General features: G+C 40.2%; 24 protein-coding genes and 1 other annotated feature. Of the genes, 17 read left to right on the forward strand and 7 right to left on the reverse strand.

What is annotated here, in order from left to right; genetic code table 11:
• The first annotated feature begins 42 nt into the window (after positions 1-42).
• The 9 genes from ACTWPM_RS07115 (at position 43) to motS (ending at position 8,421) form a co-directional block, all read left to right on the forward strand.
• Positions 43-1,164, forward strand: coding sequence for a nicotinate phosphoribosyltransferase (locus ACTWPM_RS07115; RefSeq protein WP_443132371.1), 1,122 nt, complete (start codon positions 43-45; stop codon positions 1,162-1,164).
• Between the two features lie 209 nt (positions 1,165-1,373).
• A complete protein-coding gene (gene murC, locus ACTWPM_RS07120; protein ID WP_443132372.1) occupies positions 1,374-2,666 on the forward strand; it encodes a UDP-N-acetylmuramate--L-alanine ligase in 1,293 nt (430 codons plus the stop codon).
• Positions 2,667-2,875: 209 nt separating this feature from the next.
• Positions 2,876-3,292: a DUF948 domain-containing protein gene (locus ACTWPM_RS07125; RefSeq protein WP_443132373.1), complete on the forward strand. Its 417-nt coding sequence runs from the start codon at positions 2,876-2,878 to the stop codon at positions 3,290-3,292.
• A gap of 13 nt (positions 3,293-3,305) precedes the next feature.
• The gene (locus ACTWPM_RS07130) at positions 3,306-3,734 is read left to right on the forward strand and encodes a YtxH domain-containing protein (protein WP_443132374.1); all 429 of its coding nucleotides are present in this window, start codon (positions 3,306-3,308) and stop codon (positions 3,732-3,734) included.
• Between the two features lie 62 nt (positions 3,735-3,796).
• On the forward strand, positions 3,797-4,123 hold the full coding sequence (ytxJ, locus tag ACTWPM_RS07135; RefSeq protein WP_443132375.1) for a bacillithiol system redox-active protein YtxJ: 327 nt from the start codon (positions 3,797-3,799) through the stop codon (positions 4,121-4,123).
• Positions 4,124-4,384: 261 nt separating this feature from the next.
• Positions 4,385-5,443 (forward strand): bifunctional 3-deoxy-7-phosphoheptulonate synthase/chorismate mutase, encoded by a 1,059-nt coding sequence (locus ACTWPM_RS07140; RefSeq protein WP_443132376.1) that lies wholly within the window; start codon positions 4,385-4,387, stop codon positions 5,441-5,443.
• 325 nt (positions 5,444-5,768) lie between these two features.
• On the forward strand, positions 5,769-6,770 hold the full coding sequence (gene ccpA, locus ACTWPM_RS07145; RefSeq protein ID WP_443132377.1) for a catabolite control protein A: 1,002 nt from the start codon (positions 5,769-5,771) through the stop codon (positions 6,768-6,770).
• Between the two features lie 51 nt (positions 6,771-6,821).
• Positions 6,822-7,643, forward strand: coding sequence for a flagellar motor protein MotP (gene motP, locus ACTWPM_RS07150; protein WP_443132378.1), 822 nt, complete (start codon positions 6,822-6,824; stop codon positions 7,641-7,643).
• Entirely contained in the window at positions 7,633-8,421 is a 789-nt protein-coding gene (gene motS, locus ACTWPM_RS07155; protein WP_443132379.1) for a flagellar motor protein MotS, read from the forward strand. The genes motP and motS overlap by 11 nt, the downstream gene beginning before the upstream one ends.
• 41 nt (positions 8,422-8,462) lie before the next feature.
• Here the strand turns inward: motS and ACTWPM_RS07160 are convergent, their stop codons facing one another.
• The 4 genes from ACTWPM_RS07160 to ACTWPM_RS07175 all read right to left on the reverse strand — a co-directional run bounded on the left by ACTWPM_RS07160 (position 8,463) and on the right by ACTWPM_RS07175 (position 14,750).
• A complete protein-coding gene (locus ACTWPM_RS07160; protein ID WP_443132380.1) occupies positions 8,463-9,635 on the reverse strand; it encodes an acetoin utilization protein AcuC in 1,173 nt (390 codons plus the stop codon).
• A complete protein-coding gene (locus ACTWPM_RS07165) occupies positions 9,632-10,279 on the reverse strand; it encodes an acetoin utilization AcuB family protein (RefSeq protein ID WP_443132381.1) in 648 nt (215 codons plus the stop codon). The genes ACTWPM_RS07160 and ACTWPM_RS07165 overlap by 4 nt, the downstream gene beginning before the upstream one ends.
• Before the next feature lie 5 nt (positions 10,280-10,284).
• On the reverse strand, positions 10,285-10,932 hold the full coding sequence (locus ACTWPM_RS07170) for a GNAT family N-acetyltransferase (RefSeq protein WP_443132382.1): 648 nt from the start codon (positions 10,930-10,932) through the stop codon (positions 10,285-10,287).
• Positions 10,933-11,201: 269 nt separating this feature from the next.
• Positions 11,202-14,750: a transglycosylase domain-containing protein gene (locus ACTWPM_RS07175; RefSeq protein WP_443132383.1), complete on the reverse strand. Its 3,549-nt coding sequence runs from the start codon at positions 14,748-14,750 to the stop codon at positions 11,202-11,204.
• Positions 14,751-14,874: 124 nt separating this feature from the next.
• Positions 14,875-15,081: a binding site (T-box leader), on the forward strand.
• An 80-nt stretch (positions 15,082-15,161) separates the two neighbouring features.
• On the opposite strand from ACTWPM_RS07175, the gene tyrS reads away from it, so the two are divergent.
• Entirely contained in the window at positions 15,162-16,427 is a 1,266-nt protein-coding gene (gene tyrS / locus ACTWPM_RS07180) for a tyrosine--tRNA ligase (RefSeq protein WP_443132384.1), read from the forward strand.
• A 134-nt stretch (positions 16,428-16,561) separates the two neighbouring features.
• Positions 16,562-17,146: a kinase gene (locus tag ACTWPM_RS07185; protein WP_443132385.1), complete on the forward strand. Its 585-nt coding sequence runs from the start codon at positions 16,562-16,564 to the stop codon at positions 17,144-17,146.
• A gap of 67 nt (positions 17,147-17,213) precedes the next feature.
• Here the strand turns inward: ACTWPM_RS07185 and rpsD are convergent, their stop codons facing one another.
• Positions 17,214-17,816, reverse strand: a complete 603-nt coding sequence (gene rpsD, locus ACTWPM_RS07190; protein WP_014644034.1) for a 30S ribosomal protein S4 — start codon at positions 17,814-17,816, stop codon at positions 17,214-17,216.
• Positions 17,817-18,249: 433 nt separating this feature from the next.
• Between rpsD and ACTWPM_RS07195 the strand changes: the two genes are divergently transcribed.
• Entirely contained in the window at positions 18,250-18,432 is a 183-nt protein-coding gene (locus ACTWPM_RS07195; RefSeq protein WP_443132386.1) for a GGDEF domain-containing protein, read from the forward strand.
• A 260-nt stretch (positions 18,433-18,692) separates the two neighbouring features.
• On the opposite strand, the gene ACTWPM_RS07200 is transcribed toward ACTWPM_RS07195, so the two are convergent.
• Positions 18,693-19,172: a GAF domain-containing protein gene (locus ACTWPM_RS07200; protein WP_443132387.1), complete on the reverse strand. Its 480-nt coding sequence runs from the start codon at positions 19,170-19,172 to the stop codon at positions 18,693-18,695.
• 123 nt (positions 19,173-19,295) lie between these two features.
• On the opposite strand from ACTWPM_RS07200, the gene refZ reads away from it, so the two are divergent.
• Positions 19,296-19,898 (forward strand): forespore capture DNA-binding protein RefZ, encoded by a 603-nt coding sequence (refZ, locus tag ACTWPM_RS07205; protein ID WP_443132388.1) that lies wholly within the window; start codon positions 19,296-19,298, stop codon positions 19,896-19,898.
• On the opposite strand, the gene hisJ is transcribed toward refZ, so the two are convergent.
• Entirely contained in the window at positions 19,881-20,690 is an 810-nt protein-coding gene (gene hisJ / locus ACTWPM_RS07210; RefSeq protein WP_443132389.1) for a histidinol-phosphatase HisJ, read from the reverse strand. The genes refZ and hisJ overlap by 18 nt on opposite strands.
• Positions 20,691-20,849: 159 nt before the next feature.
• On the opposite strand from hisJ, the gene ezrA reads away from it, so the two are divergent.
• The 4 genes from ezrA to thiI all read left to right on the forward strand — a co-directional run bounded on the left by ezrA (position 20,850) and on the right by thiI (position 25,347).
• Positions 20,850-22,541 (forward strand): septation ring formation regulator EzrA, encoded by a 1,692-nt coding sequence (ezrA, locus tag ACTWPM_RS07215; protein WP_443132390.1) that lies wholly within the window; start codon positions 20,850-20,852, stop codon positions 22,539-22,541.
• A gap of 10 nt (positions 22,542-22,551) precedes the next feature.
• Positions 22,552-22,866 (forward strand): hypothetical protein, encoded by a 315-nt coding sequence (locus tag ACTWPM_RS07220; RefSeq protein ID WP_443132391.1) that lies wholly within the window; start codon positions 22,552-22,554, stop codon positions 22,864-22,866.
• A gap of 126 nt (positions 22,867-22,992) precedes the next feature.
• Positions 22,993-24,135: a cysteine desulfurase family protein gene (locus ACTWPM_RS07225; protein ID WP_443132392.1), complete on the forward strand. Its 1,143-nt coding sequence runs from the start codon at positions 22,993-22,995 to the stop codon at positions 24,133-24,135.
• Between the two features lie 3 nt (positions 24,136-24,138).
• Positions 24,139-25,347: a tRNA uracil 4-sulfurtransferase ThiI gene (gene thiI / locus ACTWPM_RS07230; RefSeq protein WP_443132393.1), complete on the forward strand. Its 1,209-nt coding sequence runs from the start codon at positions 24,139-24,141 to the stop codon at positions 25,345-25,347.
• Positions 25,348-25,452: the final 105 nt, after the last annotated feature.

Raw genomic sequence — 25,452 nt, forward strand, 5'->3', positions numbered from 1 at the left:
CGACACAGTTTTTACTGACCCCAATGTTTAAGGAGTTTAGTTATGAAGGAAATAGCACGTAAGTTGAATGGCGAAATCAGTCGTTTAACGAATAAAACTTTTAAATTTGATAAGCGAGTTTCAGAGGGATGGTTTTCTGCAGTTTACTTCTTAAAAACAAGAGATATTGTAGCTGACCAGCTTCCTGAACACAAAGTAACCATGCAGTTCTTTCAAAAGGATACCGCTGTACTATGCGGTACGGATGAAGCCATTGCTCTTATCCATACATTTGCGGAAAATCCTGAGGAACTGGAGATCCATTCTTTAAAAGATGGAGATAAAATTAGTCCTTATGAAACAGTACTGACGATTACAGGACCTTATCAGCTGTTCGGTTTTCTGGAAGGGATCATAGATGGAATTCTGGCCAGGCGAACTTCTGTAGCCACCAACGTCTATAATGTGGTAAAAGCCGCCCGTTCTTCAGGCCGTCAAAAGCCGATCATTTTCATGGGTGACCGCGATGATCATTTTACTCAACAAGCAGGAGATGGATATGCAGCTTTCATAGGCGGCTCCACTGCCCAGGCTACTCACGCTATGAATGAATGGTGGGGGAAAGAGGGAATGGGAACAATGCCCCATGCTTTAATTCAGATGTTCAAGGGGGACGTAGTTGCCGCTACGAAAGCCTATCAGAAACAATTTCCGGATGATCAGCTTATGGCGCTTGTCGATTATAATAACGACGTGATTACCGATTCTTTGAAGGTGGCTCGTGAATTTGGTGAGGACTTAAAAGGTGTGAGGGTAGATACATCCCGCAACCTGGTAGATAAGTATTTCCTAAGAAACCAGCATTTAATGGGTACATTTGACCCCAGAGGAGTAAATCCGGAACTCATTTTTGCTTTGCGGAGGTCATTGGATAAAGAAGGATATCGTCATGTGAAAATAGTCGTCAGCGGTGGTTTTACTAAAGAAAGAATCCGCGCTTTTGAAGAGCAGAAAGTCCCGGTTGATATGTATGGTGTAGGTGGAAGTCTATTGAAAATTGGTATTGGGTTCACGGGGGACAATGTTCTTATTAATGGAGAACCTGAAGCCAAAGAAGGACGCAGATATAAAGTGAACCCAAGACTGGAATACGTTCCGTTTCATAAAGAGGAGGAAGGTGAATAAAGGCACATAAGTATGTGCCTTTTTTTTACACATGTAGAAATTTGGGATGAAGAGCCTCTTTTTCTAATCTTGTTTCCATGGTAAGATAAGTAAGGTTATTCGAGACTTGGAGGTTTGGGTCTAAGATAACGAATGAATAAATCGCACTTTAATGGCTGTTACATACACTATACTTAAAGTGATCCACATTATTTTGGAGGTTCTTGTTTATGACAACTTACCATTTCGTTGGTATCAAAGGAACAGGAATGAGTTCGCTTGCACAGATTCTGCATGATTCTGGAGAGAAAATTCAAGGATCAGATGTAGAAAAGCACTTTTTTACTCAAGAGGTTCTGGAAGAGAAAAATATTGAAATACTGCCTTTTTCAAGTAAGAATATACATGCCGGGCTTACAATAATTGCAGGGAATGCTTTTAACGAGGAACATGAAGAAATAAAAGAAGCTAAGAAACTTGGAATCCCTTTTTACTGGTATCATGAGTTTTTAGGTGAATGGCTTCAGCAGTACACCAGTATTGCCGTAACAGGTGCCCATGGAAAAACATCAACGACTGGTCTGCTTGCTCATGTTTTATCCGAAAACTATCCTACGTCTTATTTAATAGGCGACGGTACAGGCAAAGGACATGAAAACAGCCAATACTTTGCTTTTGAAGCTTGTGAGTATCGCAGGCATTTTCTATCTTACCACCCAGATTATGCGATAATGACGAATATTGACTTTGATCACCCGGACTATTTTAAGAGCATAGATGATGTTTTTGAAGCATTTCAACAAATGGCAAAGCAAGTGAAAAAAGGCATTATAGCCTGTGGAGATGACGATCATCTGCAGCACATCCAGGCAAATGTCCCGGTTCTTTATTATGGTTTTGCAGATACGAATGATTTTCAGGCTCAAAACATCAGAGAAAGCAGTGAAGGAACCACCTTTGATGTGTTTGTCAGGAACAATTTTTATGACACATTTACCATTCCTCAGTTTGGGAATCATACTGTTTTAAATGCATTGAGTGTAATTGCTATTTGTCACTACGAAGAAATGTCAGCAGAAGAAATTAAAAAATTATCCACCTTCAAAGGAGTTAAACGGCGTTTTACTGAGAAAGAATGGGGCAATCAAATATTGGTTGATGACTATGCCCATCACCCAATTGAGATTACCGCAACGATTGACACTGCTAGAAAGAAATATGGAGAACGCCCCGTAGTCGCTATCTTTCAGCCTCATACCTTTACTAGAACTAAAACCTTTTTGCATGAATTTGCCGAGAGTCTAAAACTTGCGGATTATGTATATTTGTGTGATATCTTTGGTTCAGCAAGGGAGAATCAAGGAAAGTTGACGATAGAAAATTTACAGGAATTAATCCCCGACTCACATGTATTGACACTGGAGGAAACTTCCAGGCTGCAAACCTTTGAAGATGGAGTCTTGTTATTTATGGGAGCAGGAGACATTCAAAAGTTTCAAAATGCCTATGAAAATGCTAAGTAGTTAAAAGGCGTGCGGCTTCTCTGTATAGAACTGCACGTTTCTTTTTACTCATTTTCCTGAAATTATCATAAAAATGACTGATTAAAGAGGGTAATCCCATGTATTTATCGAATATAACCATTTAATGTGGATATCACGTTTTAATTTCTTCGAACTTGGGGAATAATTAAGAACGTGACAATTACATAGTCGAAGGAGTTGCAGGGGGCATGATAATCATTCTCTACATTGCTGCATTAATTGCAGCGGTGGCTTTTGCTGTTCTAGTCATCTTTCTGGCCAGAACACTGACAGCTGTGCGTCGAACCATGAACAACGTTGCTGATACACTTGAAGGTGTAGAGAAGCAAATGGAGGGAATTACCCTTGAGACGACAGCCCTCTTGAACAAGACCAACAAATTAGCTGAAGATGTCGGGGAAAAATCTGAAAAACTAAATACATTAGTTGACGGAGTTAAGGGCATCGGGGATACTGTTCAAGAGTTTAATCAATCCATAAGATCCATATCAATGGGGTTAACCCAGTCCGCCCAGGATCATACTGAGAGTGCTGCTCAAGCTATGAAATGGGGACAAGTGGCAATTAATTTATGGAAGAAAGCTAAAAAAGAAGAAAAATTTTAAGGAGGAGATTTTAATGAGTTACAATCAGCAAAATAATAGCAATGGGGCAGGAAGAGATTTTGTACTAGGTTCACTAATCGGAGGAATTGTTGGCGCAGTTGTCGCTTTACTATTTGCTCCAAAATCAGGACGTGAGCTACGTGACAACATTAATGAAAGTTCTACAGGCTTGAGAGAGCGTGCTGGAGAATGGAAAGATGTAGCATATGAAAAAGGCGGAGCCTGGAAAGATCGTGCTGTAGAATCTTCTTCCCAGTTCTCTAAAAATGTTACTGAGAAATCACAGGATCTAAGTGGAAAAGTTAAGGATAAAGTTAAAAATATTCGCACTAATGAAGACGATGAAGCAGAAAAAGCAGCTCAAGAAGTAGCTGAAGCTATTGAAGAAGCAGCTCAAGAGCTTGAAAAGCAGCAAGATTCCACAACGTCTTCTAATGTATAAGATAATTTTAAATGGTGGAGGCCACAGTGTCTCCGCCATTTTTAGCTAGTAGGAGGTAAATAATGAGTATACAATTACTACAGACAAAAGAAGATTTTACAAAAGTGCTGGAAAGTGAACCAGTGTTCTTTCTTTTAAAGCACAGTCTAACATGTCCAATTTCAGCAGCAGCTGAAAGTGAATTTGAACGTTTTAGTCAGCATTCGGAAATTCCATGCTATGAACTATTTGTTCAGGAGGCCAGGGAGCTTTCTAACCAGGTAGCAAGTGACTTTGAAGTACGTCATCAGTCTCCACAGGCTATTTTGTTCAATGAACAGCAGGTGGCATGGCATGACAGTCATGGGGCTGTGACGAATGAGCGTCTTAATAAGGCAGTACAAGAATAAATAAAAGCGCAGGGCATATCCTGCGCTTTTATTATTATTGATTTACTTGAAATACGAGGCTTTTCACTTACTATACATCCAGTAATAGTGGGCTTAATTTTCTATATCCTAATGTCTGATGGATTTTTTCTTTTATTTCTTATTAAAGAATTCTTTCTCTAAGGGTGACAACATATGAAATATTAGCTATAATTGTCCCTAATTATCAATAGGATGAATTATTTTAATTTTACTACTAATTATTTCTAGGGGGACGCACACATGAGTAACCAACAACTCGACCAATTACGCAGTCAATTAGATGAGGTAAATTTAGAGCTTCTGAATTTAATCAATAAACGCGGTGATCTAGTAAAGGAAATTGGTCAAATTAAAGAGCAGCAAGGAACGAATCGATTTGATCCTGTAAGGGAAAGAACCATGCTGGATCATATATCAAGCCATAACGACGGTCCTTTCGAAGATTCCACTGTGGTTCATTTATTCAAAGAAATCTTCAAAGCTGGGCTTGAGTTACAAGAAGATGACCACAGAAAAGCCCTTCTTGTTTCCAGAAAGAAAAAGCCGGAAGATACCATTGTGGAAATCAACGGAGAAAAAGTGGGAGATGGAAACCCGCACTTCATTATGGGGCCTTGCGCGGTAGAAAGTTACGAACAGGTCTCAACTGTAGCTAAAGCTGTTAAAGGTGAAGGATTGAAGATGCTCCGCGGTGGTGCATTTAAACCTAGAACCTCCCCATATGACTTCCAGGGACTAGGGATTGAAGGATTGAAAATGCTGAAGCAGGCAGGCGATGAGAATGGCTTAGCCGTTGTAAGTGAAATTGTGAACCCGGCTGATCTTGAAGAAGCACTGGATTACCTGGATGTTATCCAAATCGGAGCCCGTAATATGCAGAACTTCGAACTCTTAAAAGCTGCTGGTTCAGTAAATAAACCTGTTCTATTAAAACGAGGAATGTCAGCTACTATTTCCGAATTCATTAATGCGGCTGAGTACATTATCTCTCGTGGGAATAAAAATATTATCTTGTGCGAGCGTGGTATCCGCACCTATGAAAAAGCGACACGAAACACCTTGGATATCTCTTCTGTACCAATTTTGAAACAGGAAACTCACTTGCCTGTGATGGTAGATGTAACTCACTCCACTGGCCGACGTGATCTCCTGCTTCCTGCAGCTAAAGCGGCTATGGCTATTGGTGCTGACGGAGTAATGGCTGAAGTCCACCCTGATCCAGCTGTTGCCCTATCTGATTCAGCTCAGCAAATGGATATTCCAACTTTCCAGTCATTTATGAGAGAGTTATCAAAATAATACGTCATTAAAAAGCTAGGCTGTTATTCAGTCTAGCTTTATTTTTTGGGATAGGCTCATTTCGTCACAGAGCGACAGATATGCTGGCTCATCGCCTTTTAATTGTTATTTAGACCCATTGTATACATATTGATAAAAATAGGCTTAGAATGGATTGAGTTAGCTATGTAAGACTCTGTTTTGTTCTGGTTAAGGAATCCGTTATAATAAAATGGGTAATCTTATATATAAGGATAAAGAGGCAGACATTGCGCGACGACGCTATCTGTCGTATGATTATTTTATTAAAAATTTGCAGCAGTGGACTAACTAAGGAGGATGCATGATGAATGTAACAATATATGATGTAGCAAGAGAGGCAAACGTATCTATGGCTACCGTTTCACGTGTAGTGAATGGAAACCCAAACGTAAAACCTGCAACAAGGAAAAAGGTGCACGATGCCATTGAACGGTTAGGGTATCGTCCAAACGCAGTCGCCCGAGGTTTAGCCAGTAAAAAGACAACGACAGTCGGTGTAATTATACCTGATATCTCAAGTATTTTCTTTGCTGAGCTTGCCCGTGGAATCGAAGATATTGCCACTATGTATAACTACAACATTATCTTAAGTAATTCTGACCAGAATAAGGATAAAGAATTGCACCTAATTAACGCTATGCTAGGTAAGCAAGTAGATGGATTAGTCTTTATGGGAGGAAAAATTACAGATGACCATATCCAGGAGTTCAAATCTTCTTCCGTACCTATTGCTTTAGCAGCGACAGTGGATGAGACAGGGGAGACTCCTGCTGTAAATATCGATTACCAGCAAGCGGCTTATGAGGCTACAGAGTTATTACTATCTCATGGCAACAAAGAAGTAGCTTTTGTATCAGGACCTGAAGATACTATTATTAATGTACAAAAACTTGAAGGTTATAAAAATGCTATGAAGGCTAATGGATTTGACTCGCCTGAAGATTATATTGTATCTGGGGACTATTCGTATGATTCAGGTATTGAAGCCTTAGAGCAGCTGCTAGAATTTGATAAGAAGCCAACTGCAGTTTTTGTCTCTTCCGACGAAATGGCACTAGGGGTTATTCATGGAGCGCAGGACAGAGGTATTCGCGTACCAGAGGATCTAGAAGTATTTGGATTTGATAACACACGCCTGGCAACTATGGTACGCCCAACACTATCAACTGTAGTTCAGCCTATGTACGATATAGGAGCCGTAGCGATGCGCCTATTAACGAAATTCATGAACAAGGAAGAGGTCGAGGAGCAGAATGTGATTTTACCTCACCGAATTATTGAAAGAAACTCAACTCAGCAGAAATAGTACCGATATAGTAAGTAGACTGTATTTGTACGAAACTGAGGAGAGAGCATTATGACTAAAAAAGACTTGTTAACTCCCATTGGTATTACGATCGGATTCATCATGGTTATATTCGGTATTGCCTCTAACGCTGGATTTGGAGGCATGACTTCCTTTATACAGGCCTCCTCTATCGTTATTGTACTTGGTGGTCTGGTTGCTGCTTTATTAGTGAATTTCAACATAAGTGAAGTCAAACTGACTTATCGTGTAACAAAAGAAGCTTTTAAACAGACGGATATGAATCTGAGACAGTTAATCAATCTTTTTGTGGGATTATCAGAACGAGCCCGGCGTGAGGGATTGCTTGCTCTTGAAGCACAGCTTGATGAGGTCAAAGATCCCTTTATCAAGAAAGGGATCTTACTTGCTGTTGATGGAATTGAACCTGAAGTAATTAATGATATTATGAATGCTGAAATTACTGCAGTAGAAGAGCGGCATCAGCGTGGAAGAGCAATTATAGAGAAAGCAGGAGAGTACGCTCCCGCATGGGGGATGATCGGAACATTAATAGGTCTTGTGCTGATGCTCCAAAGCCTATCAACTCCTGAAACACTTGGGCCGAAAATGGCAGTAGCTCTGTTAACTACGTTCTATGGAACGCTTTTAGCCAATCTCGTTTTTATTCCCATGGCGGGTAAACTTGAGAATAAAACGGAACAAGAAATATTTATGAAACAAGTTATTATTGAAGGGGTCATAGGCGTTCAGTCTGGTCAGAATCCCAAGATCCTTGAAGAAAAACTTAGTGCGTTTCTATCTGAGGAAGATAAAGCAATTGTCGACGTCGAAGAGGATAAATCTCTAGGGGAAGCGGCTAATGAAGCTTAGGCGAAGGAAGAAACCACACAATAATGGGACTCCAAAATGGATGACCACTTATGCGGATATGATTACCTTAATACTGGTTTTCTTTATTTTATTATTCTCGATGTCTCAAATTAACTTAGTCAAATTCGACGCATTATCAGAATCTTTTCGTAACCGAATGATCTTTGATTTTTATCCTTACCCTGTCAAAAGTAAGTTTCCTACGGAACAAACTAAAATCCAGGATAGTGGGGATAAAAACAATGAATTTCATGAACCTACCGAAACTCCTGAGCAGATAACTGAGGAAGAAGCTGAAGAAAAAGAAGAAAACCAAGATTTAGAAGAACTAAAAAAAGAAGTGGATCAATATCTGGAAGAGAATGAGCTCAATGATATTATATCAGCCAGCCAAACTAAACGAGGAATAGTACTCGTTCTGGAAGAACAGCTTATTTTTGAAACAAGTGAAGCTGAAATTCTAGATGGAGCTAAACCTTTTTTAAGGAAAGTGGGTACGCTTCTTAAGAACATTCCTAATTTTGTAAAGGTGGAGGGCCATACAGATAATAGGCAGATTTCTACATATCGTTATCCTTCTAACTGGGAATTGTCAGGTGCACGTTCTAGCAGTGTGATTCGTTACTTGCTGAAGAATACGAAAAACTTAGATTCTGAACGATTTACGGCTGTCGCATATGGTGATACGCGCCCTGTAGCGCCAAATGATTCAGAAGAAAATTGGCGTAAGAACCGAAGAGTTGAAATTGTCATTTTAGATCCGGATTATGAAAGTTAAAAGATGTGTGAAAGCCACTACTGTCAAGTAGTGGCTTTTTGTCATAATGAATTATATTTTTTTTGATTGGTAATTAACTGCAGGGATTTCTCCAAAAGTTTTTCATTTTTTTCAGTGATTTCTTTTCTTCGTGGGATAGGGTTATACGCATCATCGGGGTCATGCCAGTTTTCCGGCAATGGCACAGGTGACTCTTTTTCCCATTTTTTTATCCAGTCTTTTGGAAGGGGACCTTTGAAATGAGCCCCTTCTGACATAACCTTCCAAATTTGAGCCCATGCTCTAGGCACTACACGCCAAATATCATAGCCGCCTCCACCTAAAGCGATCCATTTTCCATTACAATACTGATGAGCTAATTCATGAGCGAGTGCAGGAATTCTTTCATAAATTTTCATAGTTGAGCATAAGTGAGTAAGCGGGTCTAAGAAATGGGCGTCCGCTCCGTTTTGTGTAACAATTACATCAGGTTTAAAATAGTGAACAATTTCTTTCATAGCGGTTTCGTAAACATGGAGGAAAGATTCATCCTCAGTAAAGGCGTCTATAGGTAAATTGAATGAATAACCATAGCCTTCTTTAAGGCCTCTTTCATTTACATTTCCAGTTCCAGGAAATAAATAGCGTCCTGTCTCATGTATAGAGAAAGTACATACATTTGGGTCATCATAAAAAGCCCATTGCACACCGTCGCCATGGTGGGCGTCTGTATCAACATAGAGAACTTTACAATCATATTTTTTCCTAAGATATTTAATTCCGACAGCCCCGTCATTATAAATGCAAAATCCTGAGGCTTTTCTTTCAAATCCGTGGTGAAGCCCGCCTCCTAAATTCAAAGAGTGTTTAACCCGGTTTTCCATAACGGCATCTATAGCGGATAATGTGCTTCCAACTAATAAAGAAGATGCCTCGTGCATCCCTTTAAACATAGGAGTATCCTCCGTGCCAATTCCAAACTCCATGCCATCTTCTTCCGATAATAAGCCTTCTCCAGCCTGTTTTACTGCTTGAATATATGTTCGACTATGAGCAAGGGAAAGTTCTTCTTCTGTGGCGTGTCTAGGCGTAATAAAATGATCCTGCGTTAAAGTTGAAGAAGCCTCTAATAATTCTTTCGTAAGTATAACTCTCATTTGGTTAAAGGGGTGATCATCCCTAAATCGGTAACTAGTAAAATCATCGGTGAATACAAATCCTGAATGGCAACTCATAAAGTCAACCCTGGACTTTTTGGCCATAAGACGTCGTAGCCTTCTGCCTTAAGGTCTTCAATTGTTGGTAATGGGTTCATCGTCTGGATACGTACCACAATAACTTTATATTTAGGTTCAGGTTTGTATGGATAAATTAAGACAGAGCTGATATTTACCTTTCTTTGTCCAAACACCTGCATAACCTGAGGCAGTATTCCAGGTTTATTGATCACTTTCACTTCAATTTGAGAGCTTTGTACGTGGGTTCCAGTTAATTGGATAAGCGTATAGAGCATATCTTTTTCAGTGATGATACCTACTAATATATTGTTCCTTGTGACAGGTACACAAGCGATTTCCTGCTCATAAAAAATCGAAGCCACCTCTTCTACAAAATCTAATGGGTGGACTGTAGTTACTGGGAAAGTCATAATTGTTCGAATCGGATTCTGAAGTTCATCCGGTGTTGCGTCTTCCTCAAAAATAGATGGGCTGGCATCCCTAACATCGCGATCAGACACGATACCGATAACTTCATTATTCTCATCCACTATAGGTAGATGGCGTATATGATTTTCGTGCAGTAATTTGAGAGCGGTTTCAATAGTTTCCTCAGGAGAAAGAGTAATGACTTCAGTTTTCATGATTTCTTCCACTAGCATAACGGTTACCTCCTTGATTGACGGTACTGATGTCGAGTAAGAAAACGGAGAATATCAAATTGCTCTACTGATTCTTCAGGCACATTTTTCCCAATTCGCACCATTAGACAGTTGGCAGGGTGGGAAATAATTTCTGGATCATCTGTGGGAGAAGGAGTAAGCCCTCCCGAAGCCATCATTTTTTCCATAACTCGGCGATAATCCCAAATATTCAAACCTGTTCCTTTAAGATCCCAGTGCCAATAATATTCAGTTGAAATTGTAATATAATTCTCCATGAATTCATCCATCATTGAGATTTTTAATAAACGGGAACCAATGCGGTAGCCCCGAAATTGAGGTATAACCTCGATGGCGCCAAGTTCGATTAAGTCTTCCATTTGTCCTTCTGACCAGCGTTCCAATGGATCAGGGTGTAGAAAAGTTACATATCCCACTATATTTTCGTTATGTCGTGCAATGATAATTCTTCCTTCTTCAAAGTCAGCTATACTTTTTATAGCTTCAAATTGTTTTTCTGAGGGTCGAAAGGCGATTAAGTCCTTATCAAATGTATATTGACTTAATTCCTTAGAAGATAGGGGACCTTCAATAACCACAGGTCCGTACTCAGAATCGAACGTTTCGTTATAATAAGTTTTTTCATGCTTCATTCAGTCACCACCTGACGGAGAATAGTAGAAAAATATGGCTATTTTTAATTATACATGATATCTGTAAATTTTAAATTATTTGAAAAGAAAATTCATTGAATAGTGAATTAGAAGAATTGTTAAGCAAATGGAGAGGGGGAAGTACTCAATGGGGGAGGATCTCGAACTTACCATTAGAGGACCTCTGCAAGTTAAAAACCATCGGTCTTTAAAAACCGATGGTTTAAGATCATGTATGGAAAGAGTGCTTTTTAAGCATTCTTTCATTTTTAAGGGTTAGTGGAACTTTCTTCATTCGTATCATTCTCAGAGCTATCTGAGTCTTCTTCTGAACTTTGACTTGAAGTAGATTCAGAATCTTCCTCGGAATTATTAGTTGAGCTGTTCTCGCTGTCTGAACTAGATGATTCATTTTCTTCTGTATTATCTTCAGTGCCGGAAGCCTGACTGCTGGCAGAATCATCTCCGCTTTCAGCATCTTCATCAGAGTTGGAACCATCGCCTGAACCAGAGTCATCGCCTGAACCAGAACCATCGCCTGAACCAGAATCATCACTTGAACCAGAACTATCACCTGAACCAGAGTCATCTCCTGAACTAGAATCATCACTTGAATCAGAACTATCACCTGAACCAGAGTCATCACCTGATCCAGAATCATCACTTGAATCAGAACTATCACCTGAACCAGAGTCTTCGCCTGATCCAGAATCATCACTTGAACCAGAACTATCGCCTGCACCAGAGTTATTGTCTGAACTAGAACTATCACCGGACCCTGTATCATTTCCTGAGTCTGATTCAACGTCGGACTCAGATTCGTTACTGGACTCAGAACTATTATCAGAAGCAGAATCCTCTTCCGAACTGGACTCGGTGCCACTTGATTCTTCACTAGAGTTAGTATTTTCTTCAGTATTGGAGCTGTCCTCAGTGCGTGATTCTGATTCACGTTCTTGTTCTTCAGAGGAAGAATCACTTCCGGACGCAGAATTACTAGTTGAGCTTGAGTCCGTATCAGGTTCTGGCGCCCCTGGGTTACCTATAGTGGTGGTGTCAGAGAGAGAAGAATCCATTCCGAAATAATCTACTGCTCTTACCGCAAATACACCTTCGCCTAAACCACTGTAGGAGGTACTGGTGGTGCTGCCAACTTTAGAGAAAGACCCTCCAGAGGAGGAAGCGCGATAGATACGGTATCCTACTACATCGTTACTCGAAGATGGTGCCCAGTCAAGCGTCGACCCGCTTGAAGATACAGATCGTGGAGCAGAAGGTGACTGCCCATCGTTGTTTACGTTGGAACTGGAAGCTTCCGATGCACTGGAAGAAGGAAGAGAAACTTGATTCCAATTATCAGAGTTAGGGATTAATTCATCTAATACTTCTTCACTGGTATATCCATTTTCCTCTAGAAATTCTGGACTTAGGACAACTCCGTCTTCCCCGGTAACAAATTCTGAGGGTGTATCAGGTCCTGCTACAACTAGTTCACCATCTACTTCCACAAAATTACCGCTTACTAGACTATCATCCTCTTCATCAGGTGCGTTTTCCTCAATATACAGATCATCTCTGTCAAGTCCTACGGATTCACATAGATCTGAAGGCAAGAGCCCTGAAGTAGCGCAGTATTCTTGTTCAATGATCCCTTCTGGCTCCTCAAAATTATTTTCAGGTACCATTAATTCAGGACGGATTTCAGATAAGGCATTTACTACGTTTGCCCAGGCTCCCTGGGTCCTGCTGCTGTAACCCGGGTCCAGTTGTGCCACCTCGTTATACCCCGTCCAAATGCTTACGGTTACGTTAGGGTTGGTTGCTACGAACCACGAGTCTTTATAGTTTTGGGAGGTTCCTGTTTTTCCGGCCCAGTCAACACCAGGATTCGCTAGTTTCCCTCTGACACTGGAAGCTGTCCCATAGTCAAGCACATCGCGCATCATGTCGATGGTTAAATAAGAACTTTGAGGACTGAATACTTCCGTTTCTTCAGGCTCGTGTTCAAACACTGTTTCACCATCTTTGGTTTCAATTTTTTCAATCATATAGGCATCGACAAATTTTCCATTATTTCCAAATGTTCCATATGCGTTAGTGTTTTCTTCAACTGTAATGGGTGCACCTAAGGCTATAGAAGGGCGGGAATAGTCGCTTGTCTCTTCACTTAAGCTACTTATTCCCATTTTCTCCAGGTAATTTTTGGCTGGATTTTGATCTACTATTTTTGTATATTGTTTAACCGCTGGAACGTTAAAGGAATTAGCTAAAGCATACCGTGCTGACACTAACCCGTGATGTGTGCCAGAGTAGTTATTCACTTCTCCATCTTCGCCTGGTTGCGTATTAGGATATTCATAAGGCACATCGGCTATAACAGTGGCTGGGTGCCCTTCTCCCATATCAATGCTCGGTCCATAGACCAGCAGTGGCTTCATCGTACTTCCAATGTTTCTGGGTGCATAAGGATTTGTCGCATGGTTAACCTGGGACTCTTCAAAATCCCTACCCGCAATAAATCCGTGAATTTTACCTGTGGCATTTTCCATGACTACGCTGCCGACTTCGACAGGGAGAGTTACTTCATACTTTTCCCCTTCGGCATTTTCTTTAGTAATAGTTTTGTCACTTCCAAATCTATCACCGTATTCATTTTTCACTTCCTGCATAGTGTCATATACTTTTTTATCTATAGTGGTTTTGATTTGGTAACCACCGGAAGTTAATCGGCGTTCTGCGAGTTCTCTATATTCTTTCGCAAGCTCTTCATCTTCTTCAAGGTCTTTTTTACTATGTCCATTTTCTTCTGCCAGCTGGACTTCTAAAATGTCTTGAGCTCTTCTCTTAATCTCGTTGGTTAAGAAAGGATACGTGATATTAGCAGTTGTTGTAGAGTTTGCTAGATTCTCTTTAGTAATTTGAAATTCTTTAGCTTCTTCATATTCCTGCTTTGTAATATACTCTGCTTCATACATCCGCTCAAGTACCTCATGCATACGTGCCATGCCTGGCTCAAGTCCTTCTTCACTTTTAATGGAACCATCGTTATTAAAAGGGGTATAAGCATATGGAGCCTGTGGCAAACCGGCTATAAAAGCAGCCTGCGCAATGGACAGCTCTTCAGCTTCTACTCCGAATATTCCCTGGGCGGCAGTGGCCACACCGGCAATGTTTTGGCCGTTGGCGTTACGTCCAAATGGTACTATGTTCAGGTAAGCTTCCAATATCTCATCTTTTTCGAAGAAACGTTCAATACGAAGAGCAAGCAGCATTTCTTTGGCTTTTCTTTCAAAGGAGACTTCGTTTGTGAGGATTTGGTTTTTGACGAGCTGCTGGGTTAATGTACTTCCACCGGTTTTAACCGCTGAGTTTGAAATTTCCTGCACGACCGCACGCATAATCGCTTTAGGCACAACGCCACTATGTTCTTTAAAATATTCATCCTCTGTAGCAATGACGGCATTCGTAACATTATCGCTTACCTCATCCAGCTTTATTTCTTCACGATAAAGATCTGATCGGACCTTGCCTAACATTTCGTCTCCGGCAAAGAACATTTCTGAGGTTTCTGAATAATTGTAAATGCTATCCTGCATTTGTTCTTTACTCCGAACCTCTTCGTCCTTAACGAGAGATGCAAAGTAACCGGCTCCGACTCCTCCAGCAAAGAAGAGTCCTACGACGCCGATAATAATAAAGAATAAAATGACATTCCAAACCACGTCTGCTGTGATACGTGATTTTTTTTGAATGCTTCCTTTTTTCCATAATGATTTAAAATCCATTTTATTTCGACCGCTATTTTTATTATTAGACATGATGAGACCTCCTAAAAAATCCATTCCATATTATAACACAACGGAATGAAAGAGGACATAAATGGAGAGGATATTCTTATTGCTTTTCCATTATGAGTGTGATAAAAATAGTACATAGTTAAATATGCGTGCGTTGAACGATTGGAGTAAAAAACAAATCACTGGTACAGAGACCTGACGGCTGGTGGAAGTCAGGCCACATTTGTTTTTGAATTACGGTCCGGAGCATTCTTCTGGTATGAATCAGAAGACGGTTATGAGTAGCCGTTATTGATACAAGTGGCACATACGTGCAACAAGGGTGGTACCGCGACGAGATCTCGTCCCTTTTTTATAGGGATATGGAGGTCTTTTTTTTTATGCTCTACCAGCCATTTAACATACGCATACCAAGAAAAGAGGAGTGATCACATGGAATTGCTAAAAGATTTACAACAGAGAGGTTTAATTAATCAAATAACGGATGAAGATGGCTTGGAATCTCACTTGAATGAGAAACAAGTTACTCTTTATTGCGGCTTTGATCCGACGGGAGCGAGTCTTCACATCGGGCATCTGCTTCCTATTCTTATGCTGAAGCGATTCCAGAAGGCCGGGCATCGTCCCATCGCACTTGTTGGAGGAGGCACGGGCATGATCGGAGACCCGAGCGGCCGATCATCTGAACGTCAATTAAATGAAGCGAGTGTGGTCCATGAGTATAGTGAAAAAATCAAAGGACAGCTGGCTAAAATTCTGAACTTTGATGAAGGAGAAAACGCTGCTGCTGCTCGAAATAATTTTGAATGGTTATCTGAGATGACTATTATAGATTTTCTAAGAGACACAGGGAAACATTTTGGCGTGAACTACATGCTTTCCAAAGAATCCGTAGAATCAAGGATTGAACAAGGGATCAGTTTTACGGAGTTTAGCTACATGATCCTTCAGTCCCTGGACTTCCAAAAGCTGAATCAAAAAGAAAATTGTACGCTGCAGATTGGCGGCAGTGATCAATGGGGGAATATTACAGCAGGTTTAGAACTGATTCGTCGTACCCGGGGAGAAGAGGAAGTGGAAGCATACGGTTTAACTATGCCACTTATTACAAAAGCGGATGGGTCGAAATTTGGAAAAACAGCAGGTGGGGCCATCTGGCTGGATCCTGAGGCTACTTCGCCTTACGAATTCTACCAGTTCTGGATCAACGCTGATGATAGAGATGTCATTAAATTTCTCAAGTACTTCACTTTCTTAGAGATGGACGAAATTGCTGAATTAGAAAAAGAAGTGCAGGAGCAACCGGAAAAACGAGTGGGACAGCGGCGTCTAGCTGAGGAGATGACGAAACTGGTCCATGACGAAGATGCTCTTGCTCAGGCTGAGAGAATCACCGAAGCTCTTTTCAGTGGAGATATTAAATCTTTATCAGGCCAGGAAATTGAACAAGGTTTTAAAGACGTACCAGCGTTTTCATCTTCTGATAAAGAACCTCAGCTTGTTCAATTGCTTGTAGACGCGGGTATTTCATCTTCGAAGCGGCAGGCCCGAGAAGATATTAACAACGGTGCTGTGTACATTAATGGTGAGCGAAACCAGGATGTAAATCATCAAATTAATGAAGAAAACCGTATTGAAGATCAATTCACTATTATTCGCAGAGGCAAGAAAAAATACTTCTTAGTTCGTTACGAATAAACCATTTAAATCTGCCTTTCTTATAAGCCGTTTTAGGCTATAAGAAAGGCATTTTTTATCTTTAGGTTTCTATACTTTACGTATACGTGGTCACAAAACAATTAAAAGCTTTTTTAAAGGAGGTTTGAATAGATATGAAGCACGATCTATTCGATATAATTCCATCTCTTATGTCTAATCAACTATATTTAATAGGAGTCGATGGTTTAAGCCGGTCGGGGAAAACTACTTTTGTGGAACAACTTGAGAGGGAGCTAAGAAATAAAGGAGTGAATTTCCAAACCTTTCATATGGACGATCTTATCGTTAGAGAGAATGAACGCTATCATACTGGTGCTGAAGAATGGTATGAGTATTATCATTTGCAATGGGAGGCTGAGTGGTTAAGTGTTCACCTTTTTGAAAAAGCTAAGTATTGTGGTCGGGTTACTCTTCCTTATTATGATAAAGAATCGGATGACCACGAATACCAAACGGTTGATTTACATGAAGAAGGAGTGATTCTTGTAGAAGGGGTTTTTCTTCAAAGAAAAGAGTGGCAGCATTATTTTGACTACGTAATATTTTTAGATTGTGCTAGAGCCCGGAGATTTTCACGTGAAAAACCATCTGCACAAAAAAATATGGAGAAATTTAAAAATAGATATTGGAAAGCGGAGGATCATTATCTGCGAAATGTTAAACCACATAATTCTGCTGATTGTATCGTGAAAACTTGAGAAATAGATTCGCTAAGCGATCAAAATAAAAACCGCCGTTTTAAACGGCGGTTTTTCATGAAAACTATTAACGAGAGTAGAACTCAACGATAAGAGCTTCATTAATTTCAGATGGAAGCTCAGAACGTTCAGGGTAACGAGAGTAAGTTCCTTCACGTTTATCTTCATCAAATGTAAGATATTCAGGTGTGAAGTTATTTACTTCGATTGCTTCTTCTACAACGTCTAGTTTTTGAGATTTTTCACGAAGACTGATTACTTGGTTCGGTACTACGCGGTAAGATGGAATATCAACACGTCCTCCATCTACAGTTACGTGACCGTGAGTAACTAGCTGACGAGCCTGGTTACGTGTACGAGCCAGACCTAGACGGTATACGATGTTGTCCAAGCGAGACTCAAGAAGAATCATGAAGTTCTCACCGTGGATACCTTTCATATTACCAGCCTCTACGAATAGACGGCGGAATTGACGTTCTGTCAATCCGTACATGAAACGAAGCTTCTGCTTCTCTTGAAGCTGAAGACCGAATTCAGATAGTTTTTTACGTTGATTTGGACCGTGTTGTCCAGGTGCGTAAGGGCGCTTTTCTAGCTCCTTACCAGTTCCGCTTAAAGAAATACCATAGCGACGGGATTTTTTCCAGGTTGGACCTGTGTATCGTGCCATAGGAATTCCTCCTTTTTTATTTTATTTGCATAAAATAAAAACAGTGTGGCCTTTATACGTTGCTCATTATGTTTTCATGCACCATCGCTCCAGCAGCAGAGAGTTACACGATGCACCTCTTAAGAGAGGAACAAAATGATGACAACGCCGGTTCACATAGGCTGCCATTTATTTTACACAACGACTAGTATAATTTTTTTTGCTCGGTAAGTCAAGAGAATGACATAAAAAAGTAGTGCTAAGGCAAACGAATTTTTAAAATAGATTTTCGAATATGGATTCCGTTACCTTCGCCAGAGTCTTACAAAAAACACTGCCGTTAAAAATAGCCAAATAAACACTAAATTGAAAATTAAGCATATTAAAGTACGTATAAGAGTATAAAGGATCGGTACAATAGACTCTTTAAAAAGGGGGTAGAGAGGAAATTTTCTTGACTACTTCGCCGGCCGTAACTGTTTCCTGTGGGGTCTCTGCCTGGATCAATGAAAACCATCTAACTGGTAAGGAACTAGTCCGCTCTGCCGATCAGACTTTATATAAAGCAAAAGAAGCTGGTAAAAACCAGATAGTTATGGCAGAAGGACTTAATCCAGGGAACCTTGAAACAATATAAGCTGCTACCGGTTTTTAGAATCGAATGGTTCAGCTTTCCAGTAAGCGGTGGAGGGAAAGCGAGTGGCGGGCCCTCTATTAAAGCGCTGAAAAAAGGGAATCAATTCCACCCCAATGATAAATAGGTAAGCATCATCAAAAAAGCGTTGTTGGGGACTTTTCATAAGCCGTTTCAACTAACGGACCATTATCTGTAATTCAATAAAGAGATCTAACAGAGATTAAATTAAAAACCCGCTGGCATGGCAGCGGGTTAATTTCTTAGATATAGGTTTGAATTACCTCAACAAATCTAGCTAGATATTTTTCATCCATTTCATCAAATCTGCCCTTACTCGGACTGTCGATATCAAGAACTCCAAAAATTTCTTTATCTTTAAAAATAGGAACAACAATTTCTGACTGGCTGGCCGCATCGCAGGCAATATGTCCAGGGAATGCGTGAACATCCTCAATTCTCTGAACACTTCTTTCAGCTACAGCCGTGCCGCAGACCCCTTTACCGGATGGAATTCTTACACAGGCCGGTAGACCCTGAAAAGGTCCTAAAACAAGCTGCTCATCTTTCCAAAGGTAAAAGCCCACCCAATTCACGTCTTCCAGGAATTGATTTAATAATGACGAAGCATTGGAGAGGTTAGCTGTAACATCTGGTTCATCTTCAAGCAATGCTTTTAATTGTTTTAAAAGTAACTCATAGTTTTCTTCTTTCGTACCTGTGTATGAAGTAGATTGGAACATAATTAGAACCTCCTATAATAATTGTTTCGACAAGTTCATTTAAGCGGATGTCGGTATTTGATGTACGATTAAGAGCAGGAAAACCCTTCCTCAGGTAGAATTACTATTTGAGGGGGAAAAATGATGAACCGACAGAATGTCACACGTGATCGAGTGTTGGATGTTGCCTGCCGTCTATTTTACAGCAAGGGTTTCAATGGAACCTCGGTTCGGGATATTGCCAATGCTGCTAATGTAAACGTATCCTTAATCCATTATTACTTTAAGAGTAAGCAGGGATTATTCGAGTCTCTGGCCATCAATTATTTTGAACCTTATTTGGAAATCTTAGAAAGTATCCACTTTACTGATACAAATAAACGCATAGAAACTTTAGTGAGGAAAATATTACATTATAAATTGTCTCATAATCAACTTTCCTGTTTAGTATACCGGGAGCTGTCTTTAAATACAGTGTTTGCCAGGGAAATGCTTGTCACTTATTTAGCCAAAGAGGACCATCTGCTATCCCATATTTTATTCCAAAAATCATCTAAGATGGAGATTACTTTTAAAGAAAAGCTTAAGGTTCTGCAGTTAAAAGGGCTGCTAAATGCTCCATTTACGATGCCTCATGAATTTAGGGATCCATTTATAACTGAAGCTTCCCTAAGTCATTTTGTAGAGGAGTACAGCCGGTCCATGCTTGAACAGGCAACCATACAAAAATTAGCGGTTAAAGCTTAGGATTCTAGGATCTATTTCGCTAAATCCCTGCTTCAGACCAGATACTGCATGAGCATCAGATCCATAAACTAACGGAAGCCCCATTGAGGAAGCTCGATCTGCTATAGATTTTGGCGGATATGTTTCTTTACAATGGGGTTTTTGTAATCCTGCTCCATTATAATCTATTTCCAGTCCTTGCTCCTTGATTACCTTAAGAAATTGTTCAGCTCTTACTTCCCAGCCCGGTGGAGAGGGATAAAGATCTTTAAATTTCCTGATCAGCGTCATATGACCAATCCTTGATGGTTTATAAGCGCCCAAATCTGCTTCAGCTGATTTTCTTAAATTATTAAAGTAAGCTTGATACAAATGATTGCTGCCGCCCATGTCTTGAAGAGCCTCTTCATACATGTCCGGGCTGTAGTCTATACAATACCATTGTGTGTTTCCTTTAATGAAATGAACAGATAGGATGCTATCATCCAATTCGGGGCCATATCTGTTTAAAAAAGTCTCCGTTTCTCTTTCAAATCCTTCGATATAATCCACTTCAAACCCTGCTTGAATAGAAATATCATCCTTGTATTCCTTTTGCAGACGTTTAATATTTGAAAGGTAGGACTCCACTTCTGCAAGAGCCATTCCACTGTCTTTTTCAGGGACAGGATCAACGAACGAGGTTGGGAGAGGAGCATGTTCTGTAAATGTCATGGTGTCATAGCCAACAGCTATGGCCTTCTCTATATATGATTTAAATGAATCTGCCGTTCCATGCGGGCAGTAAGGGGTATGAATATGACCGTCTCTCATTCTTAAATGCTCCTTTGGGATTGTAATTTTGGATAGTAGGTTAATATTTTTGAAATATTTTAGCCAAAATCTCTAAATACATGGTATCATTATAAACAACTATTTTACATTTCGGAACGAAAGAATCCGTCGGACGGGGATTTTGTAAGGAGGCTATTTATGAAGTACATCATTGGAGTTATACTGCTTGTGATTGCGCTTTTTATCGTAGGATTGATTTGGCGTAAGAAAGTTTATGATGCGGTGGACCGGTTAGAAAATTGGAAAATGGATATTACGAACAGGCCGGTGACCGAAGAATTATCAAAAGTGAAAAACCTGAACCTATCAGGGGAAACCCAGGAAAAATTTGAAGCCTGGCGTGAACAATGGGATACAATTATAACTAAGGAACTTACTGCTATTGAGAAAGACTTGTACGAGGCTGAGGAAGCTGCAGACCGTTATAAATGGAAACGGGTCCAAAAAGTATTAGATAGCACAGAGGACAAGCTGGTAGCGATTGAAAACGATATTCAAAAGATATTGGAAGAACTCAAGAGTCTGCTTGATTCGGAAGAGAACAGCCGAATTGAAATCGAATCCATTGGTCCTGAAATCAAGGAATTGTCCCGCAAACTAATTCAACACCGTAACCAGTTTGGCCAATCTGCTTCTTTGTTTGAGAAACGAGTAGAGCAGCTGGAATTGCAACTGGGTACATATGAAGAGTTAGCGGAGCAGGGCAATTATATTGAAGCAAATAAACTGGTACAATCCATCCGTGACGAATTGGGGAACCTTCAGGAAGAAACCGTAACTTTCCCTGAGCGTTATAAGAAAGTAAACCTTGAACTGCCAGAGCAGTTAAGAGAGTTAAAGCAAGGAATCGAAGAGATGAAGGCTGAAGGTTACCGAGTAGCTCATTTAGATTTGTTACCTGAAATACATAGGTATGAACGAATTCTTACGGAAGCATTAGCCCGATTAAATGAAAATGACCAGACAGATATAGAAGAATTAATTGTTGAAGTTGAAACTAGGATCCAGGAAATTTATCAGATGCTTGAAAGAGAGGCTGTAGCTCATCAATACGTTGAGAAGCAGTACGCCCCTTTAAGGTCGCAACTTGATAATCTCGAAGCTGTTTTTATGGAAACTGAAGAGGATATGGAAGAAATTGATGCTTCCTATCAAATGCAAGGGGAAGAAGTCGATTCCTATGAGGGTTTGAAAAGCTGGTTCAGTCAGCTTAAGAAAAAGTTCATCAGCTTGGAGCATAAAAGACAGGATGGAGAATCAGCCTATTCAGAGCTGCGGCTGGAACTTGAAGAAGCTCGCCAGAATCTGATGGAACTTCAAGAAAGACATACGGAGTTCGATGAAAAGGTTCAAGCTTTAAGAAGAGATGAAATGGACGCGAAAACGAAGCTCTCTGATATGGAGCAATTACTGTTAGAAACACACCGGCGTCTAAAGCGCAGCAACATACCAGGTATTCCATCTTCCATTTATGAAGACATGAAAATAGCCAGCGATAAAATTGATGAAGTATTTGCGTGTCTTGAGAGAGAGCCTCTAGATATGGCTATGGTTCATAACCACCTGAACGATGCGTCGGATATGACACAGCATATCTACGAAGAAGCTCAAAAAATTATGGACAGAGCCCGCTTGGCTGAGCGAGTTATCCAATACGCCAATCGATATAGAAGCAAGTATCCAATTTTAGCAGCACGACTTTTGGAAGCAGAAAATAAATTCAGATCTTATCAATACGAATCAGCCTTAGAATTAGCTTCTGAGGCATTGAAGGAAGTCGATCCTGATGCTTATTCCCGAATAGAGGAAAGGGAACAAGTCATGGTATAGGATGGTGGGCATGAGAAAGTGGATATTGATCGGTACCGCAAGTATTTGTCTGCTGGTATGGAGTGCTGTGATAGCTGTCTACCTACTGTCCCCTCCACCCATTTTTGAAGCTAATAATCATAGTTTAGCTGCTACTTCCCACAGCTTGCTTAAGGTGGAACAGACTTCAGAGCATGTTCAGGAAGAAGATAAAAAAGAAAGACTATCTCAAAGCAAAACGATAATTGAAACAGAGGACTTCTCTAAGCCCTGGATAATAGATATTGAGAAAGATGGAAAACTGAGTATTGATACGTTACTCGAAACTCTGGATATAGAGGAATAATAGATAGATAAGGACACCTGCTAAGTTGAGCAGGTGTCCTTTTAAAGCTGTAACTGTCTATTTATTTTTAAAAAATGGTATGATATTATAATGGACTGCATTTTGAAATAAAGGAGCACACCTCTTATGATTTACTTTGACAATAGCGCTACAACAAAGCCTCTTCCTGAAGTGTTGGAAAGTTACCAAAAAGTGGCTGGAGAACTTTTTGCTAACCCATCATCAGTACACAGCTTTGGTGGTCAAGTAGAGCGCTTAATGCAACAAACGCGTCATCAAGCTGCCCGTTTATTTGAAGTAGAATCTCAGGAAGTGATTTTCACTTCTGGAGGCACTGAGGGTAATAATATGGCCATAAAAGGAATTGCATTAATGCATCAATCAAGAGGAAAGCATTTAATCACGTCTAAAATTGAACACCCTTCGGTCACAGAAGCCTTTCGAGCGCTGGAAACCCTGGGGTTTGATGTCACATATATTGATGTAAATGAGAAGGGTAAGGTAGATCCGGATAGTATAGTACATGCTCTTCGAGAAGATACCATCCTTGTAAGTATCATGTCCGTAAATAATGAATTGGGTACTGTTCAACCTGTACAGGAGATAGGGGCAAGACTTAAAGAATACCCAAAAGTGTTCTTTCATGTGGACCACGTTCAGGGGCTTGGGAAAATTCATCTTCCTATAAAGGAATCGGGAATTGATCTTTGCACAGCTTCAGGCCATAAAATCCACGGTCTAAAAGGGGCAGGAGCTTTAATTATACAAAAAAAGGTTTCTATTTTCCCTTTACTGCATGGGGGCGGCCAAGAACTTGAGCGGCGAGCAGGCACGGAAAATCTCCCGGCAAATGTTGCTTTTGTAAAAGCTCTTCGTCTAATATTGGAAACACAGAAAAACGCGGGAGATCATTTGTACCGCACTCACCAATATTTACGGGACCAATTAAAGAATATTAAAGAAGTAATCATTAATTCACCAAACGATTGCGCCCCTCACATTATTAATTTTTCAATACCTGGCTTCAAACCCGAGGTGGTTATCCACGCTTTAGGAGAAAAAGAGATTTTTATTTCTACAAAATCTGCGTGTTCCTCAAAAGAACCAGAGGTTAGTACGGTGCTTAAGGCGTGCGGCCTTGACTATGAACGGACCAATTCTGCTCTTAGAGTTAGTCTAAGCTACCAGAACACGATAGAAGAAGCTGCTTCGTTTATTGAAGCCCTTGAAGAAACAATTGAACAACTAAAAGAAACAATGAGGAGATAAACTATGAATTTCGATCATATTATGATTCGGTATGGAGAAATGGCGTTAAAAGGAAAAAAAAGAAAAACATTCGAGCAGAAGCTCCAAAATAATCTGCTCAAGAAGCTTCGAGAATTTCCTTCTGTGCGGATCCAAAAAACTAGAGGTCGCATGTATGTATTGCTGAACGATGAAAATCCGCAAGAAGTTATGAAGCGGTGTCAGGACGTGTTTGGCATTCACAGTTTAAGTTTTGCTGTGAAAGTAGATAAGCAAGAAGATGAAATGAAGAAAGCCGTGCTTTTGGCGTTCCAGGATGCAGCCCATGCCAAAACTTTTAAAATTTCAGCTAAACGTTCAGATAAGGATTTTCCAATTGCGTCCCAGGAACTTAATCCTCTATTAGGGGGTTATATTCTTAGGAATACAGAAGGTGTGACGGTAGATGTCCACCAGCCTGACGTAGAAATTAAGGTAGAAGTAAGACAGGAGGCCGCCTATATTACGGCTCAAGACTATCCTGGTGCAGGTGGTTTTCCTATTGGAACTACTGGCCAGTCTCTGCTGATGCTTTCAGGAGGCATCGATAGTCCAGTCGCTGGTTATCTTACCATGAAGCGTGGAGTTGAACTTGAGGCGGTTCACTTTCATTCACCTCCCTATACAAGTGAGCGAGCGAAACAAAAAGTAATCGATTTAGCTCAGAAGCTTTCTAACTACGGAAAACCGATTAAGGTTCATGTCGTTCCATTCACCACTATTCAGCAAAGGATTCAGCAGGAAATGCCTGAGGGTTACAGCATGACAATTATGCGGCGGATGATGCTTAGGATTAGTGAGAAGCTTGCCGACCGGCAAGGAATATTGTCTATGACTACAGGAGAAAGCCTGGGACAAGTAGCCAGTCAAACGATGGAGAGTATGAACACCATCAATGAAGTGACAAATTATCCTGTATTGCGGCCTCTTATTTCTATGGATAAACTTGAAATTATTGATATCGCTAGAAAAATTGATACCTATGATATTTCTATTCGACCGTACGAAGACTGCTGTACTGTATTTGTTCCGAAATCTCCAAAATCCATGCCTACAAGAAAAAATGCTAATTACTATGAATCAAGCAGTGACTTTAGCGAAGACATTGAAAAAGCGCTTGATGAGACGTACACTATAGAAGTTGACCATTTGACTGTAAAAGACCAAAAAGATGACTTTAGTGACCTATTATAGTTTAATAAGGAAAAGGAAGAAGATGCTCAATCATATGGTGAAGCATCTTCTTTCTATATAAAGATCGAATGATTTATTATAAATATATAGAGTAAGACAGTAATC

This window comes from Halobacillus sp. K22, from assembly GCF_052246795.1.
Taxonomy (GTDB): Bacteria; Bacillota; Bacilli; order Bacillales; family Halobacillaceae; genus Halobacillus.